The organism is Novosphingobium sp. (genome assembly GCF_040398825.1).
In the GTDB taxonomy this organism is placed as follows: domain Bacteria; phylum Pseudomonadota; class Alphaproteobacteria; order Sphingomonadales; family Sphingomonadaceae; genus Novosphingobium.
Map to the genome: position 1 here is coordinate 50930 of NZ_JBBATI010000007.1, position 24916 is coordinate 75845.

The window sequence follows — 24916 nt, forward strand, 5'->3', positions numbered from 1 at the left end:
GCAACAGCCTCGGAATATACGCGGTTCGTGCAGTAAACTCAGTGCCGGTCGAAATAGTCGGCGATGGTTTCGTCGAATTGCGACAGACCGTCTTCCAGATAGTCACTGAGCAGCGGAATCCCGGTCAGGAAACGCGCGATGCCGGCGCGGCCGATGTCTGCCCAGGCGGCGCGCGCGGCGGGCCATTCGTCCAGCGCAAAATCACCCCGCCCGATCAGCACCAGCGCGATCAGGTCCTGCTGTTCATCGTCGTTGCAATCGCTGATCGCCCCGACCAGTTCGTTCAACGTGTCATCATGGGTGCCAAATTCCAGCGCATCGATGCTGCCATCATCGCTGGGGTTGGACCCGCTGTCAGGGTCAGACTGCGGAATTTTCACGTCAAACTGACGCGCCTTTTCCACAATCGCAAAGGCGGTGTCGGGGGTGATGGTCAGCGTGGGGGTGGCGGGTGACATGGCCATCAGCCCACGGCCGCGACGGCGGCGGCGGGGTCGTCGATCGCCACCAACAGGCTGCACGGCAGCTGATCAAGCAGCCGGGTGCCGACCGATCCTTCGAACCAGCGCGCCAGTATGCCGCCGCCGCCATGCCCGATCACCACCAGGTCACAGTGGTTTTCATGGACATAGCCAATGATTTCGCGCGCTGCATCGCCATCGCGCACCGCGGTCAGTGCGGTCTGGCCCAACTGTTCCAGATCGCGCACCGAATTGGCCAGCGCCTCCAGCAAATAGTGGCGTTCGGTTTGCAGCAGTTCGATCGGCACGACCGCCGGATCGAGCAGCAGTCCGCCCTGGCTGATGACAATCCCCAGCAGGTGCAACTGCGCACCGCACACCCTGGCCAGTTCCGCCCCGCGTCGCAGCGCCGCATCGCTGGGGCCGGTGCCATCATAGGCCACCACAATCGACTGATACACGCTGATTTTCCTGACCGATCACCGGTGCCCGCATGATTGCGGGGCGGCGATGGCAGGGGTAAATCATGCACGCCGGGCGCTGCACCCTCGGAAACTACGCTGCCGGCATCACCGTCATTCCGCGCCGGCCAGCCGTGTGGCAATCCCCGCGCCGGCGGTCAGTGTCTTGTGCACCGGGCAACGTTCGGCAATCGCCAGCAGGTCATCGCGCATGGCTGCATCGATGCCGGGGGCAAGCGTGATCACACGGTCAAACTGGTCGGGCGGGGTGGCGCCGGGCACGCGGGCATGGGTCACCTGGGTGCTGACCGTGCCGATGTCCCACCCTTTGCGCTGCGCATGCCAGCGCAGCGTCATCGTGGTGCAAGTGGCCAGCGCCGCCGCCAGCAGATCATAGGGATTGGGGCCAGTGCCCAGCCCCTTTAACCCGACCGGCTCATCGGCGATCAGCGTGGCGGTCAGCGGGCTGGCGCCAATCTCCAGCCGCGCTTGAAACGTGCCGGCGCCGGTGCTGGTGGCTGTCGCAGTCGGGAAATGGACATCGGTCATGGATAACACTCCTTATACCAGCCGCGCGCCGGGGACATCGGGCGGCAGCGGGATGAATTCGGCATCGCCCGGTACCGGATCAAACCGGCCTGCGCGCCAGTCGGCCTTGGCCGCTTCGATGCGGTCGGCGCGTGACGAGACAAAGTTCCAATAGATCAGCCGCTTTTCGGCGAAAGGTTCGCCCCCCACCAGCATCAGCCGGCTGGCTTCATCGCTGGTCAGCACCACTTCGGCGCCGGGTTTCAACACCACCAGCTGGCTGGCGCCGAACGCACCTTCCTGCCCGACAATCCGCAGCGATCCCGTCACGACATAGACGGCGCGTTCGACATGGTCGGCGGCAAAGCGATAGCGCGCGCCGGCATCCAGCGTCAGATCGGCATAGATCATGTCGGAAAAGGTCTGCACCGGCGATGTCAGCCCGTCGGCCTGCCCGGCAATCAGCGCCAGCCGCGCGCCGGCGGCCTGCGCCACCGGGATGGCATCAGCAGGGTAATGCGTGAACGCCGGCGCGGTTTCCTCATGCGCGGCGGGCAGTGCGATCCACGTCTGCAGCCCGAACAGGCGCGCCGGCGCGTTGCTGGCGCGCAACGCATCAGGCGTGCGTTCGGAATGGACGATACCACGCCCGGCGGTCATCCAGTTCACCGCGCCGGGCCGGATCGGCAGCGCGTTGCCCAGCGAATCGCGGTGCATGATTTCGCCATCGAGCAGAAAGGTGACCGTCGCCAGCCCGATATGCGGGTGCGGCCGCACATCCAGCGCCTGGTCCCCGGTAAAGGAAACCGGGCCCATCTGGTCAAAAAAGATGAACGGGCCAACCATGCGGCGATGCGGGCTGGGCAGCGCGCGGCGCACGGTAAACCCGTCGCCCAGATCGCGCGTGGGGGGAATGATGACGGATTCAACCGGGTCGGTCATGGCTGGATGTCCTTTGGCTGGACAGTGGCAGGGGCACACCCTGCCACTGCATCCTTACAGTGTATCGACAAAAACCACTTCGGATTCTTCGAGCGCGGTAATGCTGATCGTGGATTCGCCAGCTATGGCTACCCCGTCGCGGGCATTGGCCTCCACCCCGGCACTGTCGGCACCGTTGACACGAATCCGGCCCGTTGCCGGCACCAGATAGCCTTTGCGTTCGGCGCCAAGCTCGTAATCCACGGTTTCACCTGCACGCACAGTTCCCGCGACCAGCCGCGCCGAAGTGCGGATCGGCAAAGCGTCACCGTCCTCGGGATAGCCGCTGGCCAGCACCACCAGTTGCCCGGCGCGCGTGCCCTTGGGAAATTCGCGCGCCCCCCAACCCGGCCGTTCGCCGGCGCGGGTCGGCATGATCCAGATCTGGAACAGCGTGGTGGCTTCATCCTCCAGATTGAATTCGGAATGGGTGACGCCGGTGCCCGCGCTCATCACCTGCACATCGCCCGCCGCGGTGCGGCCCTGGTTGCCCAGGCTGTCGCGGTGGGTGATCGCGCCGGTGCGAACATAGGTGATGATTTCCATGTCGCGGTGCGGATGCGGCGGAAAACCGTTGTTGGCGGCAATCGTGTCATCGTTCCACACGCGCAGATTGCCCCAGTGCATGCGCGCCGGATCATGGTAATCGGCAAACGAAAAATGGTGCCGGGCATCCAGCCAGCCGTGGTTGGCGTGGCCGATCGTGGCAAACGGGCGCAGTTCGATCATCGGGTTTCTCCATCGTGCCGTCGGATCGGACCGGCGGCTGTTGGCACCAATCTAGGCCTTGCGCACGACAAAGAAATGGCAATGATGGCAATCCTTCGATGAAGAAAGTTGCACGATGTCGCTGCCCGATCTCGATGCCTGGGCGATCTTTGCCAAAGTTGCCGACACCGGGTCGTTCGCCGGCGCGGCCGAGGCGCTGGGGCTGTCCAAGCCGACCGTGTCAAAGGCGCTGTCCCGGCTGGAGGCGCGGCTGGGCGTACCGCTGCTGCACCGTACATCGCGCCGCGTAACGCTGACCACCAGCGGCCTGGGCGTGATCGACCGCGCGCGGCGCATCCTGGCCGATGGCGAAGCGGCCGAAACGCACGCCGGCGCCGAGCGTGATACGCCGCAGGGGCTGGTGCGGCTGGCCGTGCCGATGAGCTTTGGCCTGCGCCATGTCGCACCGATCCTGCCGCAGTTTCTGGCCGCCTACCCCGCGGTCCGGATCGATCTGGATCTGTCGGATGCGCTGATCGATGTGGTCGGCGGCGGATACGATGTGGTGCTGCGCATCGCCAGCCTGGATGACAGCAGTCTGCGCGCGCGGCGGCTGTGCACGGTGCGCCGCCCGCTGGTGGCGGCACCCGCCTATCTGCGCGACCACGGCACGCCCGCGCATCCGCGTGATCTGGCCGCCCATCGCGCGCTGCTCTACACCAACCGTGATTTGCCGGGCAGCTGGCGGTTTACCCACCCGCAACAGGGCGACTATGTCGTGCAAGTCGATGGGCCCCTGTGGGCCAACAATGCCGATGCGCTGACCCCGGCGCTGCTGGCCGGCCAGGGTCTGGCGCTGCAGCCTGATTTCATGGTGTGGGACCTGCTGGCCAGCGGCGCGCTGGTCGAAGTGTTGCCCGACTGGCGCATTCCCGATATCGCGCTGCATCTGGTCACCCCGCCCGGCCCGCGCCGTGCCGCGCGGGTGCGCGTGCTGATCGATTTTCTGGCCGCGCGCCTGGCGGCGGCGGCGTGGGCGCATCAGGGCTGACAACAAAGGACATCAACCGTGGCCGAACTGACCGATCTGCTGGGCGTCACACTGCCGATCCTGCAGGCGCCGATGGCCGGGGTATCATCGCCGGCGATGGCCGCAGCGGTATCGGGCGCAGGCGGGCTGGGCGCGATCGCGGTGGGCGCGGCCGGTGTTGACGGCGCGCGCGCGATGTTTGCCGACGTGCGCGCACTGGGCAATCACCGCTTCAACGTCAACGTGTTCGTGCACACCCCGCCGCGTCGCGACGCGGCGGCAGAGGCGGGCTGGATCGACCAGTGGCGGCCCCGATTTGCCGCGTTTGGTGCCACCCCGCCCGACCGGCTGAACACCATCTACACCAGTTTTGCCGATGACGACGCGATGCTGGCGCTGATCCTGGCCGAACGGCCGGCGGTGGTCAGCTTTCATTTCGGCGTGCCCGATGCCGCGCGCATCGCGGCGCTGCGCGCGGCGGGTATTGTCCTGCTGGCCAGCGCCACCAGCGTGGATGAGGCGCGCGCAGCGCAGGCCGCCGGGGTCCACGCGGTGATCGCCCAGGGGTGGGAGGCTGGCGGCCATCGTGGCACGTTCGACGCTGATGCGCCCGATGCACAGATCGGCACGCTGGCGCTGGTGCGCCTGCTGTCGCGCGCGTTGCACGTGCCGGTGATCGCCGCCGGGGGGATCATGGACGGGGCCGGGATCGATGCCGCACGCGCGCTGGGCGCGGCGGCGGCGCAATTGGGCACCGCCTATATCGCCTGCGATGAAAGCCTGGCCGATGCCGGGTACCGTGCCGCCCTGTTGGGCGATGCGGCACACCACACCACGGTCACGCGCGCGATTTCGGGCCGGGCGGCGCGCTGCCTGGCCAACCGCTTTACCGCGGCGGGCGATGCACTGGCAGGGGTGATGATCCCCGCTTATCCGGTCGCCTATGATCTGGGCAAGGCGCTGAATGCCGTCGCGCGGGCACAGGGAGAGCCCGGTTTTGGCGCACACTGGGCGGGCCAGGGCGCGCCGCTGGCACGCACAATGCCCGCCGCCGCGCTGACCCTGGCATTGGCCGCCGAAATGAAGCGCTGACCGCGGGCGTCAGTCGCCCGGACCATGGTGCTGGTCATGCGCATCGTGCGGACGATCACGCTCTGGCGGCTGGTGCGGCGGCTTTGCAGGGCCGGGATGGGCCACCGCTGCCGGACCATGGACGACCGGCGGACGAACCGGCAGCGCCTGAACTGGCGGCACGCGCACTGGCACGACCGGCACCGGCGCAACGGGGACTGGCGCGGGCCGCACCACCACCGGACGAACCGGCATGACCGGCACCGGCGCAACGCGCACCGGCGCGGGCCGCACCATCACCGGACGAACCGGCATGACCGGCACCGGCGCAACGCGCACGGGCGCAGGCTGCACCATCACGGGATGCACGGGCACCGGGGCAACGCGGGTCGGCACAGCAGGCTGGACCGCACGTGCCGGGTTTGCTGCCGGCTGCGGCCGCATTGCCACGGGATGCTGCGGTGCGGGCGCATAGGCCGGACGCACGGGCATTTGCGGCGGGCGGGCAGCAGACGGTGCAATGCCGGGCTGCATGGGGGCCTGCGGTGCCATGCCCGGCGCAGGGCGCGGCGCATATTGCGCGGGCCCCGGTCGCGGCGCATTCTGGGCGGGCGCCGCACGCGGCGCATATTGGTCCGGACCGCGCTGATACCCGCTGCCCGGGCCGGGCGAAACCGGGGCCTGGGCTGGTGCCGGATGCGGCGCGTCGCGATGACCGAATACAGCGTTGGCGACGGTGGCAACAATGCCTACGCCGGCCACCCCGCCGACAATCGCCGCGGTATGGTCACGCCGCTGGTTGGGGTTGCCATTGCCGCCCTGATTGCCACCCTGATCGGGGTTGCCGTAAAACTGTGGCGGCGCGCCCTGATAGTGGTTCTGTTGCCAGGTGCCGAACTGTTGCGCCGCTTGCTGATGCTGGTCACGCGCGTCGTTCCAGTACCCCTGTTCTTGATCGCGGTGCTGGTTGTTCCACGATGTCCATTCGGCATTGGATTGCATGCGCTGCTGCCACGCGTTGCGTTGCGCGGCGATATCGGCGCGCCGATCACCCCAGTCATAGGCGTTGACCGCCACGTGCGGAGAATGGTTTGCCCCGCGCCACAATGTATTGCCGCGGTCGTAATAGCGCCCGGCATAGCGCGCCGATGGCGAATTTTCGCCAGCATCGATCCATTCGCCCGACGGTGAATAGACCCCGACCAGCGCGCCATTGTCATAGGCATAGGAATTGAGCGGATCGCGCACCAGATAGGGCCGGTCCGACCCGGCATTGTAATAATAATAGCGATATCCGCCCGCGACCGGTTCACTGATCACGCGCGCGCCATCGCCCGTCGCCCAGGTCCACGGTCGCACGCCGCTGCTGTCAAAACTGTAATCGGGCGGGGCATTTTCGACGGCATTCTGCTGATAATAGGCGCGGTCGAGATAGCCATAGCCGTCTCGCCGGTTGGCCAGATGGGCCACCCGGGTCCGCCGCCCTTCGGGCAGCTCGGTCACTGGCGGTGCGGTGGCGATGGGCGTGGGCACCGCTGTTGCCAGTGGCAGCGCCGTGGGCGCCGCATCAACCGCGGCCACCGTGCTGCCGCCATCCGACGGAGCGGCACCGGGTGCCGCCTGGCCGTTGCAGGCGGCCAGTGCGCTGGTCAGCAACAGCGAAGCGGTGGTGGCGGCAAACGCACGGCGGCGTGACCTCAAAGCAGGCATGGCAGGGATATCCTTGTGCAAACGGATGCCGCCGAAAATCGACGGTCACATTACGGCGGGTGATCCCGCAGGCCGCAATCGCGGCAAAAAACCAGCCCCCTGCCAAGGACTGGTTGTCACTCTATGCACCACAAGGTGAGCGGGCGCTGAACCGCGCGCACAACGCGGGTTCATCCGCGACCGGAAAGTTACAGCGTCAGATCTTCACCACGGGAAATGATCCGCGCGCGGCCGCCGACCCAGACGGTGCCGTCGGCGTCGATGGTCACCGCAATCCGTCCGTCGGCGCCAATTTGCTGCCCCTGCCCGGCGGCATAGCCCGGCGCGGCGGCGTGGCCATGCGCCAGCAGATATTGCGCGACCGACGCGTTCAGGCTGCCGGTGACCGGGTCTTCGACCAGCCGCCCTTGCGCATTGGCAAAAAACGCGCGGGCCTCAAACTGGCACTCATGCCCGGCGGGCCACGCCCCGACCAGCCCGACATCGGTCGGCACCGGCGCGGTGGCCACCGGCGCGGCATTCAGCACCGCCTGCGCCGATGACAGGTGCAGCAGGCGCCAGCCGGGACCATTGTCGGCATGGACCGCGCCGATCACATCGGCCGCGTCGACGCCTGCGACGCGGATCGCCTCTGCCCGTTCGGCATCATTCAGCGGACCACCGCGCAACAAGGGTGGCGCGCGAAACGCCAGCATATCGCCGGTCACGCGCACCGTGATCAGCCCGGCGCCGCATTCCTGCACCACGCCATCAGCGCGCGCGGGCACACCACCCGCCGCCAGCCACGCCGCCGCGCTGCCCAGCGTCGGATGCCCGGCAAACGGCAATTCTCCCGCCGGATAGAAAATCCGCACACGGTAATCTGCGCCGGCGGCGCTTGGAGGCAACAGGAACGTGGTTTCGGAAAACCCCAGCCACCGCGTCAGCGCCAGCATTTGCGCCGTGTCCAGCGCCTCTCCACCGCGCACCACCGCCAGCGGATTGCCCGACAGGCTGCGGTTGGCAAACACATCGACCAGATCGAGTTTCATGACCCCGGCATAACGGCGCGAAGCTTGGCGGGCAACCGTGCGCGCTTGCAAAGCCCGCCCAAGTGTCGCAGGTAAAATTACCGTTTTTCCCTGCCAACTGCGATGACAGGTCTTGTTCATGTCGATGTTCCTGCTTGATGCCGCACTGAAACGTCTGGTCCACCAGGGCACGTTGACTGTGACAGAGGCCAGTGGCCGCCAACGCCGTTATGGCACCGCCACCCCCGGCTGGGACGATCTGGGCCTGGTGCTGCATGACAAGGGCGTGCCGGGCAAGATCGCACGCAACCCCAGCCTGGGCTTTGCCGAGGCCTATATGGACCAGCGCGTCGATATCACCGGTGGCAGCATCATGGATTTTGTCGGCCTGATCCGCCGCAACAACCCGTGGGACAGCGGCCGCAACCTGGACAATCCGGGGCTGTGGATGAAAACCCGGCTGGCGATTGTCGGCCGGCTCAACCGCATCAACGCGCGCGCAGCGTCCTTGCGCAACGTGTCACACCATTACGACATCGACGACCGGCTGTATGACCTGTTCCTCGATTCCAATCGCCAGTATTCCTGCGCCTATTGGGCCGACGGGATCACCACGCTGGAAGCGGCGCAAGTGGCCAAGATGAACCACATCGCCGCCAAACTGGCGCTCAAACCGGGTGACCGCGTGCTCGATATCGGCTGCGGCTGGGGCGGGCTGGCGATCCATCTGCACAAAGTGACCGGGGCAAAAATCCACGGCATATCGCTCAGTAAGGAACAGATCGGCTATGCCAAGGCCTGGGCCGCGCGTGAAGGCGTGGCCGATGCCGTCACCTTCAGCCTGACCGATTATCGCGACCAGCAGGGCAAATTCGACCGGATCGTGTCGGTCGGCATGTTCGAACACGTCGGCACGCGCAATTTCCCGACGTTTTTCCGCACCTGCCACAACCTGCTGGAAATGCACGGGGTGATGCTGCTGCACACCATCGGCCGGGCCGCACCGCCGGCGATTACCGATGATTTCACCCGCAAATACATTTTCCCGGGCGGCTATATCCCGTCCCTGAGCGAAACCGTCGCCGCGATCGAGCCGAACAAGCTGATGCTGGCCGATTGCGAGATCCTGCGCCGCCATTACGCGCCCACGCTGCGCGCGTGGTTTGACCGTTGCGTGGCGCAGCATGATCGCATCGTCGAACTGTTCGATGAAAAGTTCTACCGCATGTGGCTGTTCTATCTGGCGGGTGCGGCGACCGGGTTCGAACATGCCAGCCTGGTGAATTTTCAGCTGCAGCTGGTGCGCGACCGCGATGCCGTGCCGATCACCCGCGATTATATCGAAGCGACCGAAACGCGGCTGAATTCCGGCCAGTATGGCGCAAACGTGGTTCCGCTGCGCCGCGATACAACCCCCGCCTGACCGGGCGACCGCAACGAATCCCCTGCCGGCACAGCGACACGCAGACCTCTGCACAGCAACGCGCAAACCCCTGCACGACGCAACGTCGCGGCCAATCTGGCCGTGCCTGCGCCCCCGGGTGGCATCAGCGTGCGCAGCAGCGTGTGCACCGCACCCGAGTTATATCCATTTCGGCGGGTCCCTAAGGGAAATATATTAAGCATATTTTTCCAAGAACTTAATCATGGATTACGGCATTTTGCGACAGTGCCGCATCCGGCCACTCGGTCCGATCTCCAGTGAACTGGAGATGCCCTTAGGCAAAGCGCGTGTTTCACTCTGCCCTGTCACCGCGATGGTGGCGCCACAACGGGACCAGTTGTCCCCGGTTCCCGTGGTGTGAAGGCAGATATGCGACAGGCGGATTGGCCATAGCTCCGGAGGGTTGCACAGGGCATGGGTTGTTCTGGCAACTGCTATCCGTCGGGACCACGAAGGGTGCGTTCCCGACCCGCCGACCCAATGGTACAACCGCTCGCGATGCAGATCGAGGGTGGCCCGGTACCGTCGCTGAAACCGCCAACGCATCCCGCCGGGGTGACCGCACAGGAGCAGCCGCGATGCGCATGATACGTCACGATCACCCTGACGGTGGGATCAATCCGCGATGACCGCCCTGGCCTGCAACCGGTGCAAACGATCGGCCAGCACCCAGTAAAATTCGGCAATCGTCGCCAGCGCGGCATCGCCGATCACCAATGCCGTCGGCGACGCGTGGCCGCACCGCGCCCGGCCCATAGTCGCCGCCGCCAGATCGACCGCCGGACGGCTGGCCGCCTCAACCGCCATGTCGCCAGTGGCCATCGCCCGGATCCGGCCGATCGCGCGCAGACGCGGCATGTCTGCCGCGAAATGGGTGCGCAATGCGGTGATCCGGAAAATGGTGTGCGCGGCATCCCCTTCGCGTGCATAGACGCCGGGGGTCTTGCGTGTGCCGCTGTCCAACCATCCGCCGGCCCCGTCGGCCACCCCTGCGTCGACCAGCACCGACAACATCCGGTCCAGTTCGCGCAGGCAATTGCCCGCGCGGCGCATGGCCACCCCGCGATGCGGTGCGCGGATTGCGGGCACCCCATGCGGCCCCTGCCCGCGCGCGATCAGAAACCGGCAACCCGCCACCATCGCCGCATAGGCCGGGCCAAAACTGCCGGATGGCACAACCGCCGCGGGTGGAACCGCCGCGTACCCGGCGCCGCGATCCGTCACGCGCACCTGTTTCTGGAAATGGGGCAATGTTGACAAAGGATCACGCATCGCACTCCGGGGCAAACCACCGCGCCACAGCCTGGCACTTGCCAACGCCGGAAACACTGCGCTGACCGGGTAGCTGCACTACACGTCCTGCCGATGCCCGTCCAATTGAATGTTGCGGTGCAGCGTGACCAAATAGTTGCGCATGCCATCCCATTTTCTTGACCTTGTCATTGTTCGCACGCATTTATCGGCATCCAAACGAGGAGGCATGCCGTGGCCAGCAAACCTGAACGCAAGTGCAAGGGTAACTGCAATCACGCCACCGGCAATCTGACCAGCGTGCTGACCTGCATGGCCGTCAACGAAGGCCTGGCCATTGATCAGTTCCGCCATCCTTATTGGGGCAAGGCACGATCGGCCAACATGATCGGGGCCGGTTTCATGATCGGTTTCAAAAACGCCGCCGGTGATGGCTGGCGGCTGGATTTTGACACCAATCCAGCCGCGGAAAGCAAATTCTTTCACGTCAATTACGAAGGCGCCGACGGCACCAAAGTTTACCACTATCTCAAACTTGTCGATGCGCAGCCGTTCAAATTTCTGGATCTGCCGCCGGGCTTCAAAAAAATTACCACCCCGTTGGAACAGATGAAGCGCCTGTGGTTCACCTGGACCAAATACGCAATCGGCATGGGCACCGCCAAACTGGATGCGCAAGTCATGTTGAACATGGCGGCGGCCTACAAGGATTTCGGGATCAACACCGCCGATCAGTTCATCGACCGGATAAAAGGCGCGAACACTTATGAGGACATTGCGTTCCTGCTGACGAACGCCAAATCCTGACAGGCCGGCAACGCAACGCGCGCTGGCGTCGCGCGCGCCTTATTTCGGCTTGACGAATTTCAGCGTCAGGCGGTCGCTTTCGCCGATGGCCAGGTATTTTTCGCGGTCCTTGTCGCCCAGTTCCAGCGTGGGCGGCAGGGTCCACACGCCTTCGGGCCAGTCGTGGGTATCTTTGGGGTTGGCGTTGATATCGCTTTCCCCGGCCAGCCGGAACCCGGCGGCTTCGGCCAGATGGACCACGGTTGAACGCTTCAGATAGCCGGACTTCTGTTCCGCTGCGCTGTCGGCGGTTTCGGGCAGATGGTGGTCTTCGACGCCCAGCACGCCGCCGGGCTTCAGCATGCGGTAAAACGCCTTGAACGCGCCGTTGGCGGTGGCGCTGCCGTCCATGATCAGGTTGTGCACGTTGCGGAAGGTCAGCACCACATCAGCGCTGCCATCGGCCACGGTCGACGTTCCCGCCGCCGGATCAAGCGTGGCCGCGGTCCCGCCATGATAGCGTTCGCCACCCTCCGCGATCAGCTTTGCCAGCCCGTCCTGCGCCTTTTGGCTGTGCTGCACCAGGCCGATATAGTGGCCCTTGCTGGCCACCAGCGGCGCCAGAATGGCGGTGTACCAGCCGCCGCTGGGCTGAAATTCCACCACCGTCTGGTCGGTGCGCAGCCCGAAAAAGGCCAGGGTTTCGGCCGGGTGGCGGTACTGGTCGCGCTTGGTCTGGGCGGGCGTGCGATGCGTATCGGCCACCGCTGCCGTGATCGCGGCCAGATCGGCCGGTTGGGCCATGGCGGCTGATGAAACGATCATGACGGCTGAAAACGCCGCCAGCGGCAACAATCCCCGGCCCAGAACACGCGCGCGCATGGCAATACCCCTAAATCCATTAACCCGGGCGAGGTGTATCATCCCGTGCGGCAAAGCATAGCTGTTCTTGCGGACACAGCGCGCCTTTCCGGTTCGGGAAATCAGCGCAGGGCGGCGGCCAGATGCAGGCCGTGCAGCGCGGCCGTGCCTTGCGCGGCCGCGGCCAGCAGGCTGTCCGCCACCAGCGTTCCGGCAGATTGCGGCACGCTGGCGATTGCCTGCGTCAGTTGCGCGGCGGCATAGGCCGACGCGGTGGCACCACTGGGCGAACTGCCCCTGGCGACGATAAAGCCGCTGGAACGGCTGTTGCCGGTGGTGCCGCCCCACAGCTGATCGATGGTCTGTTCAAAAATTCCGTTCCAGCTGGAACCGCCGCTGGCGCCCCACGGGTTTTGCAGCACGAAACAGCCGGTCGCCTTGTCATAGCCGGTCACCGCGAATTCATGGCTGCTGACCAGATCGGTCTTGCCGTTGGCGGTGTCCTTGTTGTCGATAAACGATCCGAACAGCACTTCTTCGCCCGCCGCCAGCGCGGCGATCACCGCGTTTTTGACCGTGGTGTCCCATACCGCCTGCGACGTGGTATAGGCGGCGATGTAATTGGTGACCGTCTTGCCGGTGATCGCGGTCAGACCTTCGGCCCAGCCGCCGCTGATCGAATCGTAGGCATTGGCGGCCCCGTGCACTTCGTTCTTATAGGCGATGAAGGCCTTTTCCAGCAGCGTGACCCATTCGGCGCCCGTGGCGGTGCCGGCGGTCCAGCCCGATTTGGGCACCTGGCCATTGACGGTGAAATAGATCGGCGCACCGCCCGGTGTGTACAGCCGCACCCCGCAGGTGCCGTTGCCATTGTCGGTGAACATCGATGCGATCAGGCCGGGCTGCACTTTCGCGACATCCAGCGTGGCCGCGATCAGATAACAATCGCCGATCCCGCCCTGCACCGGATCGGCCGACGTCGGCCCGCTGGTGCCGAACAGATCGGCGGTTTTGGTGACCCAGCTGGTCGCCGTGGTGGTGGACCAGCTTGGCAGATCGGTGCCCAGAAACCATTTGCCCAGCAGTTCGTCAAACTGCTTGGCGCTGCTGCCCACCGCCAGGTTGCCCAGCGTAACACTGGTGGTGGCGCCGCCGGTCCAGGTGGCATTGGCGGCGTTGCCGTTCACCATCGCCGCCAGCACGCCATACAGATACGATTGCGTGCCCAGCACACTGCCGACCGCGGTGGTCAGCCGTTTCAGATCGGCCAGTTGCGCCGCAGACAGCCCGGTGCTGCCGATCGCCTTTTCCGTGGCGGTCAGGATCGACAGCAGCGCGGGATAACTGAACAGCGACTGGCCTGCCGCGCTTACTGCCTTGACCTGTGTCAGCAGGCCGCCGGTGGTCAGCCCCGACAGCAAGGTGGCCGTGGTGTTTTTTGCCAGCGTGACCTCTGCCGCCTGTACCGATGACAGCGCGCCGATCTGCGCCGATGACAGCCGGATATAGATCGCCGCAACATTGACCGGGGTAAGCCCGGCCAGCGCTGTCAGACTGATCGCCTGCACCCTGCTGCCCAACGCCATCAGCGCGCCGGGCGAGAGGTAGCCGAGCTTTGCCGCCGTCAGCCCGGCAATCTGCGCGCGGGTCAGCGCGCCGATCTGCGCCATGGTCAGATCGGCCAGTTGCCAGCCGCTCAACGCGGCCACCGTCGCCGGCGCCAGCCCGGCAATCGCCGTGGCTGACAGCCCGCTGATCGCCATGCCCAGCGCGGCAAGCTGCGCCGATGTCAGCCCTGCCGCCGCCGCCGCGGTCAACCCGCCCAGCTGCGCCGCCGACAACGATGCCAGTTGCGCCGGGCTCAGCACCGCCACTTGCGCCGCGCTCAGCCCGCCGATCTGCGCCGGCGACAGCGTGTCAACTTGCGCCAGCGTCATCGCGGCGATCTGGGTGGGGCTGAACGCGGCGACCTGCGTTGCGCTCAATGCCTTGATCTGGGTGCGGCTCAGCGCCGCAATCTGTGCGGTGGTCAGCGCGGCCAGGTGGCTGGTGCCAAGCCCGGCGATCGTGGCGGTGGTCAGCGCGGCGATACCGCCGACCGGGATGGCCGCGGTCGCCGCCGCCGACAGCGCGTTGATCTGCGCCGCGCTCATCCAGGTCCAGCTGATGCTGATCGCCGCGACCTGCGATGCCGAAAAGCCGGCAAAGGCCGCCGCTGTCAACCAGTCGGTATGCGCCAGCGCCGCCACTTGCGCGACGGTCAGCCCGGCGATCTGGCCGGCGGTGGCGCTTTTGTAATCGGCGGCGGTCCAGCTGGCCGTGTTTGCGCTCAAGGTCATGCGTGCCGCATCCGTCCCCAATGATCAGGACATCAGCCATCGCGCACAGAATTTAACGAGTTGCCCCGCGCAAGTCGTTAACGGAGCATGAAATGGGGCTGGCGCGCGAATTGACGCGCGGCCCAGCCCCGCATGGCCCGGTCAGCGCCCTTCGACAAACGCGCCGACGATGGCGCTGTTGGCGCGTTCGATCACGTCCTTTGCCGGCGGGGTAAACAGCGCCGGGCTGGAATGGATGACGAAATCGCCGGGCGTGCTGTCGGCCGGGCCGATGTCCGCGTCCGAAATCACCGGCTGTTGCAGGGTCAGCTGGGTGGGAAAGCCGCCCGAATGCGAATTCCACACCCGCACCACGGTGGCATCGTCACCCAGGATACCGGCGGCAACGGTGGCGCCTTCTTCAAACCCGGTCGACACGCGTTTGCCAAACCCGCGGCGGTTGCCGCTGCTGCTGTACACGCCATAATCGACCACCAGCGTCACCGCGATCGCGTTGACATTGGCATCGCGCGCCACATAGGGCGACCGTTGATAGGCCTGCGTGCGATCGAGCGCGCGAAACGCGGTCATCTGCTGCCCGAACATGCCCGATGTGGCGCGGTGGTCGGTGTCCCCCGGCATGAAATGCAGCTTCATGCCGGTCGGTGCGACATAGGCGCCAAACCGGCCGCGCGTGCCGTTGGGCAGCGCCGTCCAGGTGGCATATTCGGGCGAGGCCGCGGCCAGCGCGGCCTGATCGACCACTTCGAACCCGGCCGATTTCAGCTGAGCGACGAAATCGGCATAGGCGTGGTCCGCAATGGCCTGCTGGGTGGCCAGATCGATCCCGTTGAGGTGGGTGTGAATGCGGCTGGACGAATGGCTGATCATGCCGAACGCGCCCGACGCACCGCCACCCTTGGCCTTCATTTCAAAATCGTCGGGAAAGGCGACGTTGAACACCGTGATCGCCACCCGCTGCATGCTCTTCAGCTGGCTGCCGTTGGAATTGGTGATCTTCAACGGCTCGATCGCTTTGCGCGTGTTGAGCCAGCCGCGCTGCACCACCACGCCGTGTTCAACCTGCTGCGCGTGGGCTGGACCAAAGGCCGGCAGCGCCGCACACAATGCCAGCGCTGCAGCAATGGCGCGCAGATGTCCGTTTGTTGGTGTCATGGTACCGGTTCTCCCGCTTGTTCGCGCCGGGCGGCATTTGCGCGCCGCCGTTCGTGAAGTGTCTTGTGCGATGCTGTTGCAGCACTTTTCACCGGCGCACCACTTACAAACATTGTCATGTGCCGGGGGGTTGCCGCGCCATGCGCAACGCACCGGCGAACATCCGTGGTTGTTGCGTCAACCGGCGCTGCCTGTTACGCGCGCCCCCGCACCTTTACAGTCCCATGCTCTGCCAGGAATTGCTCATGTCCGATATCAAGCGGGTCGTCCTTGCCTATTCCGGCGGGCTTGACACCTCTGTCATTCTGAAATGGCTGCAAGTCACCTACAATTGCGAAGTGGTGACCTTCACCGCCGATCTGGGCCAGGGCGAAGAGCTGGAGCCGGCCCGCGCCAAGGCGGAGCTGATGGGGATCAGGCCCGAACACATCTACATCGATGATCTGCGCGAAGAATTCGTGCGCGATTTCGTGTTTCCGATGATGCGCGCCAATGCGCGGTACGAAGGCGATTATCTGCTCGGCACGTCGATCGCGCGCCCGCTGATTTCCAAACGCCTGATCGAAATCGCGCGCGAAACCGGCGCCGATGCGGTGGCCCACGGCGCCACCGGCAAAGGCAATGACCAGGTGCGGTTTGAACTGTCGGCCTATGCGCTCGATCCCAATATCCGCGTGATCGCGCCGTGGCGCGAATGGGACCTGACCAGCCGCACCGCGCTGATCGCCTGGGCAGAGGCGCACCAGGTGCCGGTGCCCAAAGACAAGCGCGGCGAAAGCCCGTTTTCCACCGACGCCAACCTGCTGCACACCTCGTCAGAGGGCAAAGTGCTGGAAGACCCCTGGGCCGAAGTCCCCGACTATGTCTTTTCGCGCACGGTCAACCCCGAAGACGCGCCCGATGTCCCCGAATATATCACCGTGGATTTTGCACAAGGCGATGGCGTAGCGGTAAACGGCGTGGCGATGAGCCCGGCCACACTGCTGACCGCGCTTAACGACTATGGCCGCAAGCATGGCATTGGCCGGCTCGATCTGGTCGAAAACCGGTTCGTGGGGATGAAAAGCCGCGGGATGTACGAAACCCCGGGTGGCACGATCTATGCCGTGGCGCACCGCGGGATTGAATCGATCACGCTCGATCGCGGCGCCGCGCATCTGAAGGATGAGCTGATGCCGAAATATGCGGAGCTGATCTACAACGGGTTCTGGTTCGCGCCCGAACGCGAAATGTTGCAGGCGGCAATCGACCACAGCCAGGCCAAAGTGAACGGCACCGTGCGGCTGAAACTGTACAAAGGCACCGCGTCAGTGGTCGGCCGCCAGTCGCCCGACAGCCTCTATTCCGAACGCCACGTAACGTTTGAGGATGACGCCGGCGCCTATGACCAGAAAGACGCCGCCGGGTTCATCAAACTGAACGCCCTGCGCCTGCGCCTGCTGGCCCAGCGCGACCGCTGAAAGTCCTTCCATCTTTAAAAGCCCTCCCCCTCAGGGGGAGGGTTGGGCGGGGGTGTCCAACGCTGATATGGCGCACAACAATTCGGGCGTCGGACACCCCTCCCCAACCCCTCCCCTGATGGGCGGGGCTCACCGCGATTCAACGCAATTGCATCACGATCAGCCAAGATCCCCAGGTACATCGGGATAGGCGGTTTCCACCGCACCCAGCGCGTCGCGCAACGGGCCCAGCCACGGTTCAAACTGCCGCCAGTGATCGACCCCGTCGGTAAAGATCGGTTGGCGCACCTGTTCGGAACTGGCGGTACGCACCGCGCGCGGGTTGCGGTAAAACGCCAGGCAGCTTTCTTCGAACGGCACGCCGACATGCGCCAGCAGCGCGCGCACTTCGCCTTCGGTATCGGCCACCATGCGTTCATAGATCACGCGATGGACAGCGCCCGGCATTTCGCGGTCAAACGCCGCCATTTGCGCCACATAGGCACGATAATACCGACCAATTTCGCCCAGATCATACGTAAACAGCTGGCCCCGCGCGAAAAACTGTTTGAACCCGGAAAAGCAGCATCCCATCGGATGGCGCCGCGCATCGATGATCGTGGCGTTGGGCAGGATCAGCCGGATCAGCCCGGTGTACATCCAGTTGTTGGGCATCTTGTCGATGAAACGCGGGCGCCCGTCCTTGCGATGCACCATGGTGCGATCGATATATTCGTCACCCAGCCGCTTTACATCCGCCGGTGCCAACGACCGGAGCAGTTCGGCAAAGCTGGCAAATTCGCCATCGTCGACCCGCGCATGCAGCCGGTCGCCGATCATCATCATGTCGGGCAGTTCCATCGTGCCTTCGATCTGCGAATGGCTCGACAGGATCTGTTCGACCAGCGTCGATCCCGCGCGCGGCAGCCCGACCACAAAGATCGGATCGTTGGCCAGGCAGCCCTGCCCGGCACGGCTGGCAAAGAACGGCGCGGTAAACAGCTCTGCATGCGCTTTGGCGCCGTCGATCAGGCGGGCCTCGTCATAATCCAGCCCCTTGCGCCGCAGTGCATTGGCGCGGGCATAGGCGGCAAAGCTGCGGTCGGCATCGCCGGCATCCTCATGCGCCTTGCCCAGCGCAAAATACATCTGGCTGGCCTGTTCATCATCCTCGACCGCGCCCTCGGCGGCCTCCATCGCGGCAATGTCGGCCGCATCCAGCCGCACGGTTTTCAAATTGGCCAGGCTGCCCCACGCCTCCCCCAGCGCGGGATCGAGCGCCAGCGCGCGGCGATAGGCGGCCACCGCATCGGCCTGGTGGCCCAGCGTCTTTTCCACATGGCCCAGATTGAGCCATACGCGCGGGCTTTCCACCCCGCGCGCCACCAGGCTGCGATAGATGGTGGCGGCATTGTCCTGTTCACCCAGCCGCACCTGCAATGATGCCTTCAACAGCGCGTGGCTGACATTATCGGGTTCATCATCCAGCAGAATGGTCGCCTGCGCCAGCGCCTCTGCCACGTCGGGCCCGGTATGCAGAATGCGCGTCAGCAATTCGCGCGCCGCGCCAAACCCCGGCGCGATTGCCAGTGTCTGTTTCAGCAGGTCGATCGCCTTGTTCAGCTGCCCCTGCCGCCACGCCACTTCACCGCGCAGGCGCAGCGCCGCCGCATCGCGCGGCATGACCATGATGCGGTGGTCCAACAGTTCCTCCGCCTCGGCAAAGCGCTGGTCGTGCATCGCGACCGCCGCCTTGATCAGCATGGGATCGCGCGCGGCGGCCTCCACCGCCTTGGCATCGGCGTGGCGCGCCTCACGCTCGCGCCCGGTTGAGCGCAACGCGCCCGCCAGCGCGTGCCAGGCCGGCAGCAGATCGGGCTTGAGCGTGACCGCACGTTCCAGCGACGCCACCGCCCGACCGGTTTCGCCCAGCCCCCCCTGCACCAGCCCCAGTTCAAACGCGGTTATCGCCGACCGTGGCTGTGATGCCAGCAGGTGAGCCAGCACACGGCCCGCTGCCGGCAGATCGCCCAGCAGCCGCAGCGCCTGCCCTTCGATCAGCAGGGCCTGCGGGTGGCCGGGCACAGCATTGAGGATTTCGCGTGCCTGCCCCAGCGCCACGCGCGGATCACGGCCCAGCATCGCGGTCGCATGGGCAAACGCGGTATCCAGCGAAACGGTGGCTTCGTCTGCCGCGTCGGGTCCTGCCATCGCCACTGCTCCCTTATCCGGTTTCGTCGGGTTTGCGCCGCACCACGCCCCGGCACCGCATCTGCCGGTTCAGGTGCAATTCGCGCGCGGGCCCGGCGCGCGAACCTGCTGGCGGCAGTCCTGCGATACTTGCCCGGACTTGTCGAGTCAGCGCGGCGCAATCGGCCGCCGTGCCGATCCACCTTTTTACGAGCGGCCATCACGATCGTTCTTGACCGGTTTATGATCACTGTCAGACTTGCACCACGTTCAGACGCGGGCATGGCCGGCCGTCCGGGCCGCAGGTAACGCTGCGATGGCAGCAACCTGCACGGCATCGCGCCGTGCTGTCGGCAATGCGCAAGCATTGGGCGACACCAACAGCTTATACGACACAAAACCGCGGCTTTTCGGCCAGTGTATCGGCCACGAATACTAGATTCAGCGTACATACCCATGAGGGAAGTACGCCTAGCCTGCATTTCTGCGATCACTGATCGCTTGAGGGAAACGGTACCTGGTACGATTGCTTTGCAAAAAATTTCATAACCAAATCAATAGAGCGGGGGCTTTTGATGACAGTAATCAAATCGACGCACAGAACGCGTTTCCTGGCTTTGCTGGCAGCTTCGACAATGCTGTCGGGCGTGGCCCAGGCGCAAACCGCACCGGCGCCGGCCGACACGCCGCAGGCCGCCGCCGAATCCAGTGGCGTCGGCGAAATCGTGGTGACCGCCACCCACAAGTCGGAAAGCCTGCAAAAGGTCGCGATCAGCTTGCAGGCGTTGGATGCCAGCAAGCTTGAACAGAACCACGTCGCCAATTTTGCCGACTATGCCAATCTGTTGCCATCGGTTTCGTTCGATACATTGGGGCCTGGTCGCAGCCAGCCATTCTTTCGCGGAATTTCGGTAAGCGGTGGTCAGGCATCGACCGTTGGCACCTATCTGGATGATATCCCGATCACCTCGCCGTCGGGAAACAATCCCGAAGTGCATATCTATGACATCGAACGCGTAGAAGCGCTGTCAGGGCCGCAGGGGACGCTGTTTGGCGCCAGTTCACTGGCCGGGACGATCCGTATCATCACGGCGAAGCCCAAATTCGACAAAATCGAAGCGGGCATAGATCTTGAAGTCAACAAATTTGGCAAAGGCAAGGTTGGCGAAACCGCCGAAGGATTTATCAACGTACCGCTGGCGTCCAACGTTGCGGTTCGCCTGATGGCATTTTACGAAAAGACCGGTGGATATATTAACAACACCCATGGAGTTTATCATTATAAGTCCGCTCCGATCACAATTGATAACACCAGTCTTGTTCGGAATTCATACAACCCTGATGAAGAATATGGTGGACGCGCTGCAATAAGCTGGCAACCCGCACCGGATTGGACGATTACACCGGCAATTACGTACCAAAATACCAATTCGGCCGGCGGTTACAACTACGATCCACGCGTCGGCGATCTACAAGTTCACGATTTCAGCCCCACATATTTGAAGCAGCATTGGTATCAGGCCGAATTATCAATTCAAGGTAAAATTGGCGATTTCGATATTGTTTCTGCGACAGGTTATTTTTCAAAAACATCTTCGAATGCGAATGATTATACCTATTATTCCGTCACCTACGACACCAATGTGACCGCGGGAATTGTGGCAAATTACTACATCAATTTCAAAGACAAGAATGGGAATTTCATTAATCCGACGCAGCAATATTACGGGCATGACCACGAAGTGAAATTTACGCAGGAAGCAAGGCTATCAACACCAAAAAGTTGGCCTTTCCAACTGACTGCCGGTGCATTCTATCAATACCAGCGCATCAGTAACGATGACAATTATTATATTCCGGGTATAAGCACAGCACTAAACACGGGCGTTCCCGATACTTTTCCACCATTTTCACCTGCTGTCGGCGGAAGCTATTCTCCAGACACCTATTATCTGGTTGAAGAAGACCGGCATTTCAAAGACGGTGCCGCCTTTGCCGAGGCCAATGTCAACCTGACGTCAACGCTGAAAGCCACCGGCGGGATACGCTATTTCATCTCCGACAATGGTCTGCGCGGGTTTGCCGGCACCTGGGGAAGCGCAGATTCGGCCAAGGCGCACCAGGCCACTGGCACAGGTGGTTGCTGGAACGAAGATCCCGCAGTCCTCTATGGCAAGTTCATCCATAACGGGCGGCTCAGCTGCATCAACACTGACACGATGTATCACCAGACCGGCCAGACCCACAAAATCAGCCTGACCTGGCAATTTGAACCCTCGAAAATGATCTATACGACATATTCGACCGGTTTCCGTCCGGGCGGCGGCAATCGACTTGCCAACGCCGTTCCCTATAAATCCGATTCGCTGTCCAACTTTGAATGGGGTTGGAAAACGCGGTTCAGCAACAATTTCCGCTGGAACGGTGCGGTTTATTACGAACAGTGGAAGGGTATTCAGTACGGGGTCATTCCGCCCGGCTATCAGGGCGCACCGGTGACGGTCAACGCCGGCAATGCCCGCGTTTACGGCATCGAAACCGATGTGGAATGGAAACCCATCGACAAACTGACACTGTCGGCCAATGCCGCGTACAACGATTCGGCGCTGGCCAACAATTTCTGCAAGCTGAAATCCAGCACCGACCTGTCGATCCGCCCCAGCTGTTCGGCGGATGATGGCCTGAACGATGTCGCTGCGGCCAAGGGCACCCGACTGCCACGGCAGCCGCAATTCAAGGGCAGCGCAACCGCCCGTTATGACTTTACCATTGGCAAATCGGCGACGTTTTTCCAGGCACAAGTGCTTCACCAGTCGGGCAGCACATCGGACCTCGACGTGTCCAACGACTTGCTGCTCGGTGATACTGCCGGATTTACCACGTTCAATTTTTCGGCCGGAACTAAGATCGACAAATTCGCAATCGAGGCGTACATCCAGAATGCCTTTGACAACCGCGGCATCCTGTCAAAAAATACTTTCTGTTCAATTCAGTATTGTTCGGGATCATCGCGCAGTTACCCGACCAAACCGCAATTTTTCGGTTTGAAAATCGGTTACAAATATTAGATCATCTTATTTTTGATTGCGAAAGGGAGGGGTCGGAACCCCTCCCTCTTGTATGTTGCCGCACGCACGTCCAGTGCGCGTGTCGCCGCAATCAGTCCAACCGCCCGGCCGCAATCAATCCGCTGATCTGCGCGGTGGCAAAGCTGACGCCGTGCAGGTTTCGCAGCTGTTCCACACCGGGAATCGGGCGGGGATAGCCAGCGGCATACCATACTCCCCCATCCAGCCGGGCGACACCGCGCGGCATATCCCAATCCAGCCCGACCGCGACCACCCCGGCGCATTGCCCGGGCCAGCATGGTGCATCATCGCCCCCCACCAATGGCGCGACCAGCCGGGCCGCACCGATCCGGGCGACCGCATCGTCAAACAGCGCGGCATGGGTCGCATTCGGCGTGCCCAGGCTGCAATTGATCACATCCGCGCGCTGTTCCGCCGCCCACACGATCGCCGTTACCAGCGCGCGCGCGCTGGCGCGCAACGCGCCCTGAAACACCCGGATCGGCAGGACATCGGCATCGGGTGCCAGTTCCTGAATGGCAGCGGTTACCGCCGTGCCATGGCCCAACTGGTCAGTCGCCTTTTCCGGCCCGTACGCTATCGTGCCATCGGCAGCGATCGCCACCCCGGGCAGTATGCGGGCCGCCACGATGTGCGGGTGCACGGGGTAAACGCCGCTGTCGATTACCGCGATCCGCACGCGTTCAGCCATCAGACCACCCGCGCCTGCCCACCGGAAAGCGTGATCACCATATCCGCCATGTCTGCCAGCGCGGGTTTGTGGGTTATGATCACGATTGTTGCATCGGGCAGCACCGCGCGCAGCCCCAGCGCGACGCGCGCCTCGGTTTCCACATCCAGCGCCGCGCTGGGTTCATCCAGCACCAGCACCGCCGGGCGGCGCAACAGCGCCCGCGCCAGCGCAATACGCTGGCGTTCCCCTGCCGACAACGCCTGCCCGCGTTCGCCCACCGGGGTATCCAGCCCCTGTGGCACCCGCGCGATCAGATCGCCCAGTCCCGCAGCATCCGCCGCCGCCCCGATCGCTTCGCGCGTGGCGCCATCGACCGCAAAGGCAATGTTTTCGGCAATCGTGGCGTTGAACAGGAACGGCGTCTGGTCGATCAGCACCACCGCCCGGCGCAGATCGGCCAGCGCCAACCCGCGCACATCCACCCCGCCGATCCGCACCGTGCCCGCATCGGGATCGCGAAACCGCACGATCAGGTCGGCCATGGTCGATTTGCCCGCGCCGCTCTGGCCCAGGATCGCCACCAGCGCGCCGGCCGGGATCACGCAATCGACCCCCGCCAGCACGGCATCGCGATCGTGGCGGAAATGCACGCCGGCAAATTGCACCGACAACCCCCCCATTGCCAGCGCGCCTGCCGGCAATGCCAGTGGCACCGCCGGTTCGTGCACATCGGGGGGCGTATCAAACAGTTCAAAAATGCGCGCCAGCGACACCCGCGTCGATGCCAGCCCCGCAGACAGCCCCAGCAGCGATTGCACCGGGCCAAACAACCGCGACTGGTACGCCATGAAGGCCACCAGCGTGCCGATCGTGGTCGCGCCGGTCAGAATGCGCCAGCCCCCATACAGCGTGACCGCCGCGCTCGACAGCGCCAGCACCGCGCCGGGCACTGCGCCCGCCAGAAATGACGCCATCTGCATCTGCAGCATCGCGGTCACGAACGCGCGGTTGCGGGTGGTGAACCGCGCCGCCTCATGCGGTTCGCCGCCCAGCGCGGTGATCACGCGCATGCCCATCACCGTATCGACCAGAAAACTGCCCAGGTCCGCGCCGCGTTCGCGCATCGTCCGCGTGATCGCCACCAGCCGCCGTTGCAGCCAGACAAACGCCGCCGTCGCCACCGGCACCAGCACCGTGCCGACCACGAACAGCCGCCAGTCGAGCCAGGCCATCATCGCCATGGACCCGATCAGGAACAGCACATTGCCCAGCACCGCCAGCAGCGTATCGCCCGCCGCGCGCTGCACATCGCTGACATCGCTGTTGATCCGGCTCATCAGATCGCCCAGCCGGAACCGCGCGTAGAACCGGGGCGACAGCGTTTGCAAATGCGCCAGCAGCGCCAGCCGGATGTCGAACAGCATCGCCGCCGACAGCGCGACATAGCGGTACGATGCGATGATATTGAGCACCGACCCGGCGATGGTAACCACCACCACCAGCACTGCAATCCGCACCAGCACGGGAAAGTTGTGCGCCAACAGACCATCGTCGATCATCAGTTTCGACAGCCACGGCTGCACCAGCCCGACCCCGGTGGCCATGAGGCTGATCATCAGTACCCCGACCAGCCGCGCGCGATAGGGCAGCAGCCAGGGTATCAGCCGGCCATACGTGCTCCAGTTCGCCACCGGGGGTGAAACGGCAGGCGGCGCAGCAGCAGAAGGTG

The 24916-nt window shown here is 64.2% G+C and carries 20 protein-coding genes; 6 read left to right on the forward strand and 14 right to left on the reverse strand.

Annotation, left to right across the window (positions count from 1 at the left end; genetic code table 11):
* Positions 1–38: 38 nt before the first annotated feature.
* The 5 genes from ABWP89_RS05690 to ABWP89_RS05710 form a co-directional block, all read right to left on the reverse strand.
* On the reverse strand, positions 39–464 hold the full coding sequence (locus tag ABWP89_RS05690; RefSeq protein WP_353227845.1) for a DUF3775 domain-containing protein: 426 nt from the start codon (positions 462–464) through the stop codon (positions 39–41).
* Complete coding sequence (locus tag ABWP89_RS05695) at positions 464–922, reverse strand: universal stress protein (RefSeq protein ID WP_353227846.1); 459 nt, start codon at positions 920–922, stop codon at positions 464–466. Before ABWP89_RS05695 ends, ABWP89_RS05690 begins: the two co-directional genes overlap by 1 nt.
* A 114-nt stretch (positions 923–1036) precedes the next feature.
* Positions 1037–1471: an OsmC family protein gene (locus ABWP89_RS05700; protein WP_353227848.1), complete on the reverse strand. Its 435-nt coding sequence runs from the start codon at positions 1469–1471 to the stop codon at positions 1037–1039.
* A 12-nt stretch (positions 1472–1483) separates the two neighbouring features.
* Entirely contained in the window at positions 1484–2392 is a 909-nt protein-coding gene (locus tag ABWP89_RS05705) for a pirin family protein (protein ID WP_353227849.1), read from the reverse strand.
* 54 nt (positions 2393–2446) lie between these two features.
* Positions 2447–3160 carry a pirin family protein gene (locus tag ABWP89_RS05710; protein WP_353227850.1) on the reverse strand — a complete coding sequence of 238 codons (714 nt, stop codon included), beginning with the start codon at positions 3158–3160 and terminating at the stop codon, positions 2447–2449.
* A 115-nt stretch (positions 3161–3275) separates the two neighbouring features.
* Between ABWP89_RS05710 and ABWP89_RS05715 the strand changes: the two genes are divergently transcribed.
* Entirely contained in the window at positions 3276–4190 is a 915-nt protein-coding gene (locus ABWP89_RS05715) for a LysR family transcriptional regulator (RefSeq protein ID WP_353227851.1), read from the forward strand.
* An 18-nt stretch (positions 4191–4208) separates the two neighbouring features.
* Positions 4209–5261: an NAD(P)H-dependent flavin oxidoreductase gene (locus ABWP89_RS05720; protein WP_353227852.1), complete on the forward strand. Its 1053-nt coding sequence runs from the start codon at positions 4209–4211 to the stop codon at positions 5259–5261.
* A 9-nt stretch (positions 5262–5270) separates the two neighbouring features.
* On the opposite strand, the gene ABWP89_RS05725 is transcribed toward ABWP89_RS05720, so the two are convergent.
* Positions 5271–6950, reverse strand: a complete 1680-nt coding sequence (locus ABWP89_RS05725) for a hypothetical protein (protein ID WP_353227853.1) — start codon at positions 6948–6950, stop codon at positions 5271–5273.
* Between the two features lie 188 nt (positions 6951–7138).
* Entirely contained in the window at positions 7139–7981 is an 843-nt protein-coding gene (locus tag ABWP89_RS05730) for a PhzF family phenazine biosynthesis protein (RefSeq protein WP_353227854.1), read from the reverse strand.
* A gap of 124 nt (positions 7982–8105) precedes the next feature.
* Here ABWP89_RS05730 and ABWP89_RS05735 point away from each other — a divergent pair, with 124 nt between their 5' ends.
* Positions 8106–9383: a class I SAM-dependent methyltransferase gene (locus ABWP89_RS05735; RefSeq protein WP_353227913.1), complete on the forward strand. Its 1278-nt coding sequence runs from the start codon at positions 8106–8108 to the stop codon at positions 9381–9383.
* 636 nt (positions 9384–10019) lie between these two features.
* On the opposite strand, the gene ABWP89_RS05740 is transcribed toward ABWP89_RS05735, so the two are convergent.
* The gene (locus ABWP89_RS05740; protein WP_353227856.1) at positions 10020–10628 is read right to left on the reverse strand and encodes a hypothetical protein; all 609 of its coding nucleotides are present in this window, start codon (positions 10626–10628) and stop codon (positions 10020–10022) included.
* 261 nt (positions 10629–10889) lie between these two features.
* Between ABWP89_RS05740 and ABWP89_RS05745 the strand changes: the two genes are divergently transcribed.
* A complete protein-coding gene (locus tag ABWP89_RS05745) occupies positions 10890–11462 on the forward strand; it encodes a hypothetical protein (RefSeq protein ID WP_353227857.1) in 573 nt (190 codons plus the stop codon).
* 39 nt (positions 11463–11501) lie between these two features.
* On the opposite strand, the gene ABWP89_RS05750 is transcribed toward ABWP89_RS05745, so the two are convergent.
* The 3 genes from ABWP89_RS05750 to ABWP89_RS05760 all read right to left on the reverse strand — a co-directional run bounded on the left by ABWP89_RS05750 (position 11502) and on the right by ABWP89_RS05760 (position 15796).
* Complete coding sequence (locus ABWP89_RS05750) at positions 11502–12323, reverse strand: class I SAM-dependent methyltransferase (protein WP_353227858.1); 822 nt, start codon at positions 12321–12323, stop codon at positions 11502–11504.
* 101 nt (positions 12324–12424) lie between these two features.
* A complete protein-coding gene (locus tag ABWP89_RS05755; RefSeq protein WP_353227859.1) occupies positions 12425–14641 on the reverse strand; it encodes a C2 family cysteine protease in 2217 nt (738 codons plus the stop codon).
* Positions 14642–14782: 141 nt separating this feature from the next.
* A complete protein-coding gene (locus ABWP89_RS05760; RefSeq protein ID WP_353227860.1) occupies positions 14783–15796 on the reverse strand; it encodes a hypothetical protein in 1014 nt (337 codons plus the stop codon).
* Between the two features lie 245 nt (positions 15797–16041).
* On the opposite strand from ABWP89_RS05760, the gene ABWP89_RS05765 reads away from it, so the two are divergent.
* Entirely contained in the window at positions 16042–17256 is a 1215-nt protein-coding gene (locus ABWP89_RS05765) for an argininosuccinate synthase (protein ID WP_353227862.1), read from the forward strand.
* Between the two features lie 159 nt (positions 17257–17415).
* On the opposite strand, the gene ABWP89_RS05770 is transcribed toward ABWP89_RS05765, so the two are convergent.
* Complete coding sequence (locus ABWP89_RS05770; RefSeq protein ID WP_353227864.1) at positions 17416–19446, reverse strand: tetratricopeptide repeat-containing sulfotransferase family protein; 2031 nt, start codon at positions 19444–19446, stop codon at positions 17416–17418.
* A 554-nt stretch (positions 19447–20000) separates the two neighbouring features.
* Between ABWP89_RS05770 and ABWP89_RS05775 the strand changes: the two genes are divergently transcribed.
* Entirely contained in the window at positions 20001–22493 is a 2493-nt protein-coding gene (locus ABWP89_RS05775; RefSeq protein WP_353227865.1) for a TonB-dependent receptor, read from the forward strand.
* Between the two features lie 91 nt (positions 22494–22584).
* On the opposite strand, the gene ABWP89_RS05780 is transcribed toward ABWP89_RS05775, so the two are convergent.
* Both ABWP89_RS05780 and ABWP89_RS05785 read right to left on the reverse strand, forming a co-directional pair.
* A complete protein-coding gene (locus ABWP89_RS05780) occupies positions 22585–23205 on the reverse strand; it encodes a S8 family serine peptidase (protein WP_353227866.1) in 621 nt (206 codons plus the stop codon).
* Positions 23205–24878, reverse strand: coding sequence for an ABC transporter ATP-binding protein (locus ABWP89_RS05785; protein ID WP_353227868.1), 1674 nt, complete (start codon positions 24876–24878; stop codon positions 23205–23207). The genes ABWP89_RS05780 and ABWP89_RS05785 overlap by 1 nt, the downstream gene beginning before the upstream one ends.
* Positions 24879–24916: the final 38 nt, after the last annotated feature.

What these genes read in the sequence shown, in the direction of transcription:
- ABWP89_RS05765 (WP_353227862.1), top strand. Translation starts at nt 16,042, where the DNA reads ATGTCCGATATCAAGCGGGTCGTCCTTGCCTATTCCGGCGGGCTTGAC.
- ABWP89_RS05750 (WP_353227858.1), bottom strand. Translation starts at nt 12,323, where the DNA reads ATGCGCGCGCGTGTTCTGGGCCGGGGATTGTTGCCGCTGGCGGCGTTT.
- ABWP89_RS05780 (WP_353227866.1), bottom strand. Translation starts at nt 23,205, where the DNA reads ATGGCTGAACGCGTGCGGATCGCGGTAATCGACAGCGGCGTTTACCCC.
- ABWP89_RS05775 (WP_353227865.1), top strand. Translation starts at nt 20,001, where the DNA reads ATGACAGTAATCAAATCGACGCACAGAACGCGTTTCCTGGCTTTGCTG.
- ABWP89_RS05735 (WP_353227913.1), top strand. Translation starts at nt 8,106, where the DNA reads ATGTTCCTGCTTGATGCCGCACTGAAACGTCTGGTCCACCAGGGCACG.
- ABWP89_RS05715 (WP_353227851.1), top strand. Translation starts at nt 3,276, where the DNA reads ATGTCGCTGCCCGATCTCGATGCCTGGGCGATCTTTGCCAAAGTTGCC.
- ABWP89_RS05700 (WP_353227848.1), bottom strand. Translation starts at nt 1,471, where the DNA reads ATGACCGATGTCCATTTCCCGACTGCGACAGCCACCAGCACCGGCGCC.
- ABWP89_RS05760 (WP_353227860.1), bottom strand. Translation starts at nt 15,796, where the DNA reads ATGACACCAACAAACGGACATCTGCGCGCCATTGCTGCAGCGCTGGCA.
- ABWP89_RS05725 (WP_353227853.1), bottom strand. Translation starts at nt 6,950, where the DNA reads ATGCCTGCTTTGAGGTCACGCCGCCGTGCGTTTGCCGCCACCACCGCT.
- ABWP89_RS05690 (WP_353227845.1), bottom strand. Translation starts at nt 464, where the DNA reads ATGGCCATGTCACCCGCCACCCCCACGCTGACCATCACCCCCGACACC.
- ABWP89_RS05770 (WP_353227864.1), bottom strand. Translation starts at nt 19,446, where the DNA reads ATGGCAGGACCCGACGCGGCAGACGAAGCCACCGTTTCGCTGGATACC.
- ABWP89_RS05755 (WP_353227859.1), bottom strand. Translation starts at nt 14,641, where the DNA reads ATGACCTTGAGCGCAAACACGGCCAGCTGGACCGCCGCCGATTACAAA.
- ABWP89_RS05730 (WP_353227854.1), bottom strand. Translation starts at nt 7,981, where the DNA reads ATGAAACTCGATCTGGTCGATGTGTTTGCCAACCGCAGCCTGTCGGGC.
- ABWP89_RS05710 (WP_353227850.1), bottom strand. Translation starts at nt 3,160, where the DNA reads ATGATCGAACTGCGCCCGTTTGCCACGATCGGCCACGCCAACCACGGC.
- ABWP89_RS05705 (WP_353227849.1), bottom strand. Translation starts at nt 2,392, where the DNA reads ATGACCGACCCGGTTGAATCCGTCATCATTCCCCCCACGCGCGATCTG.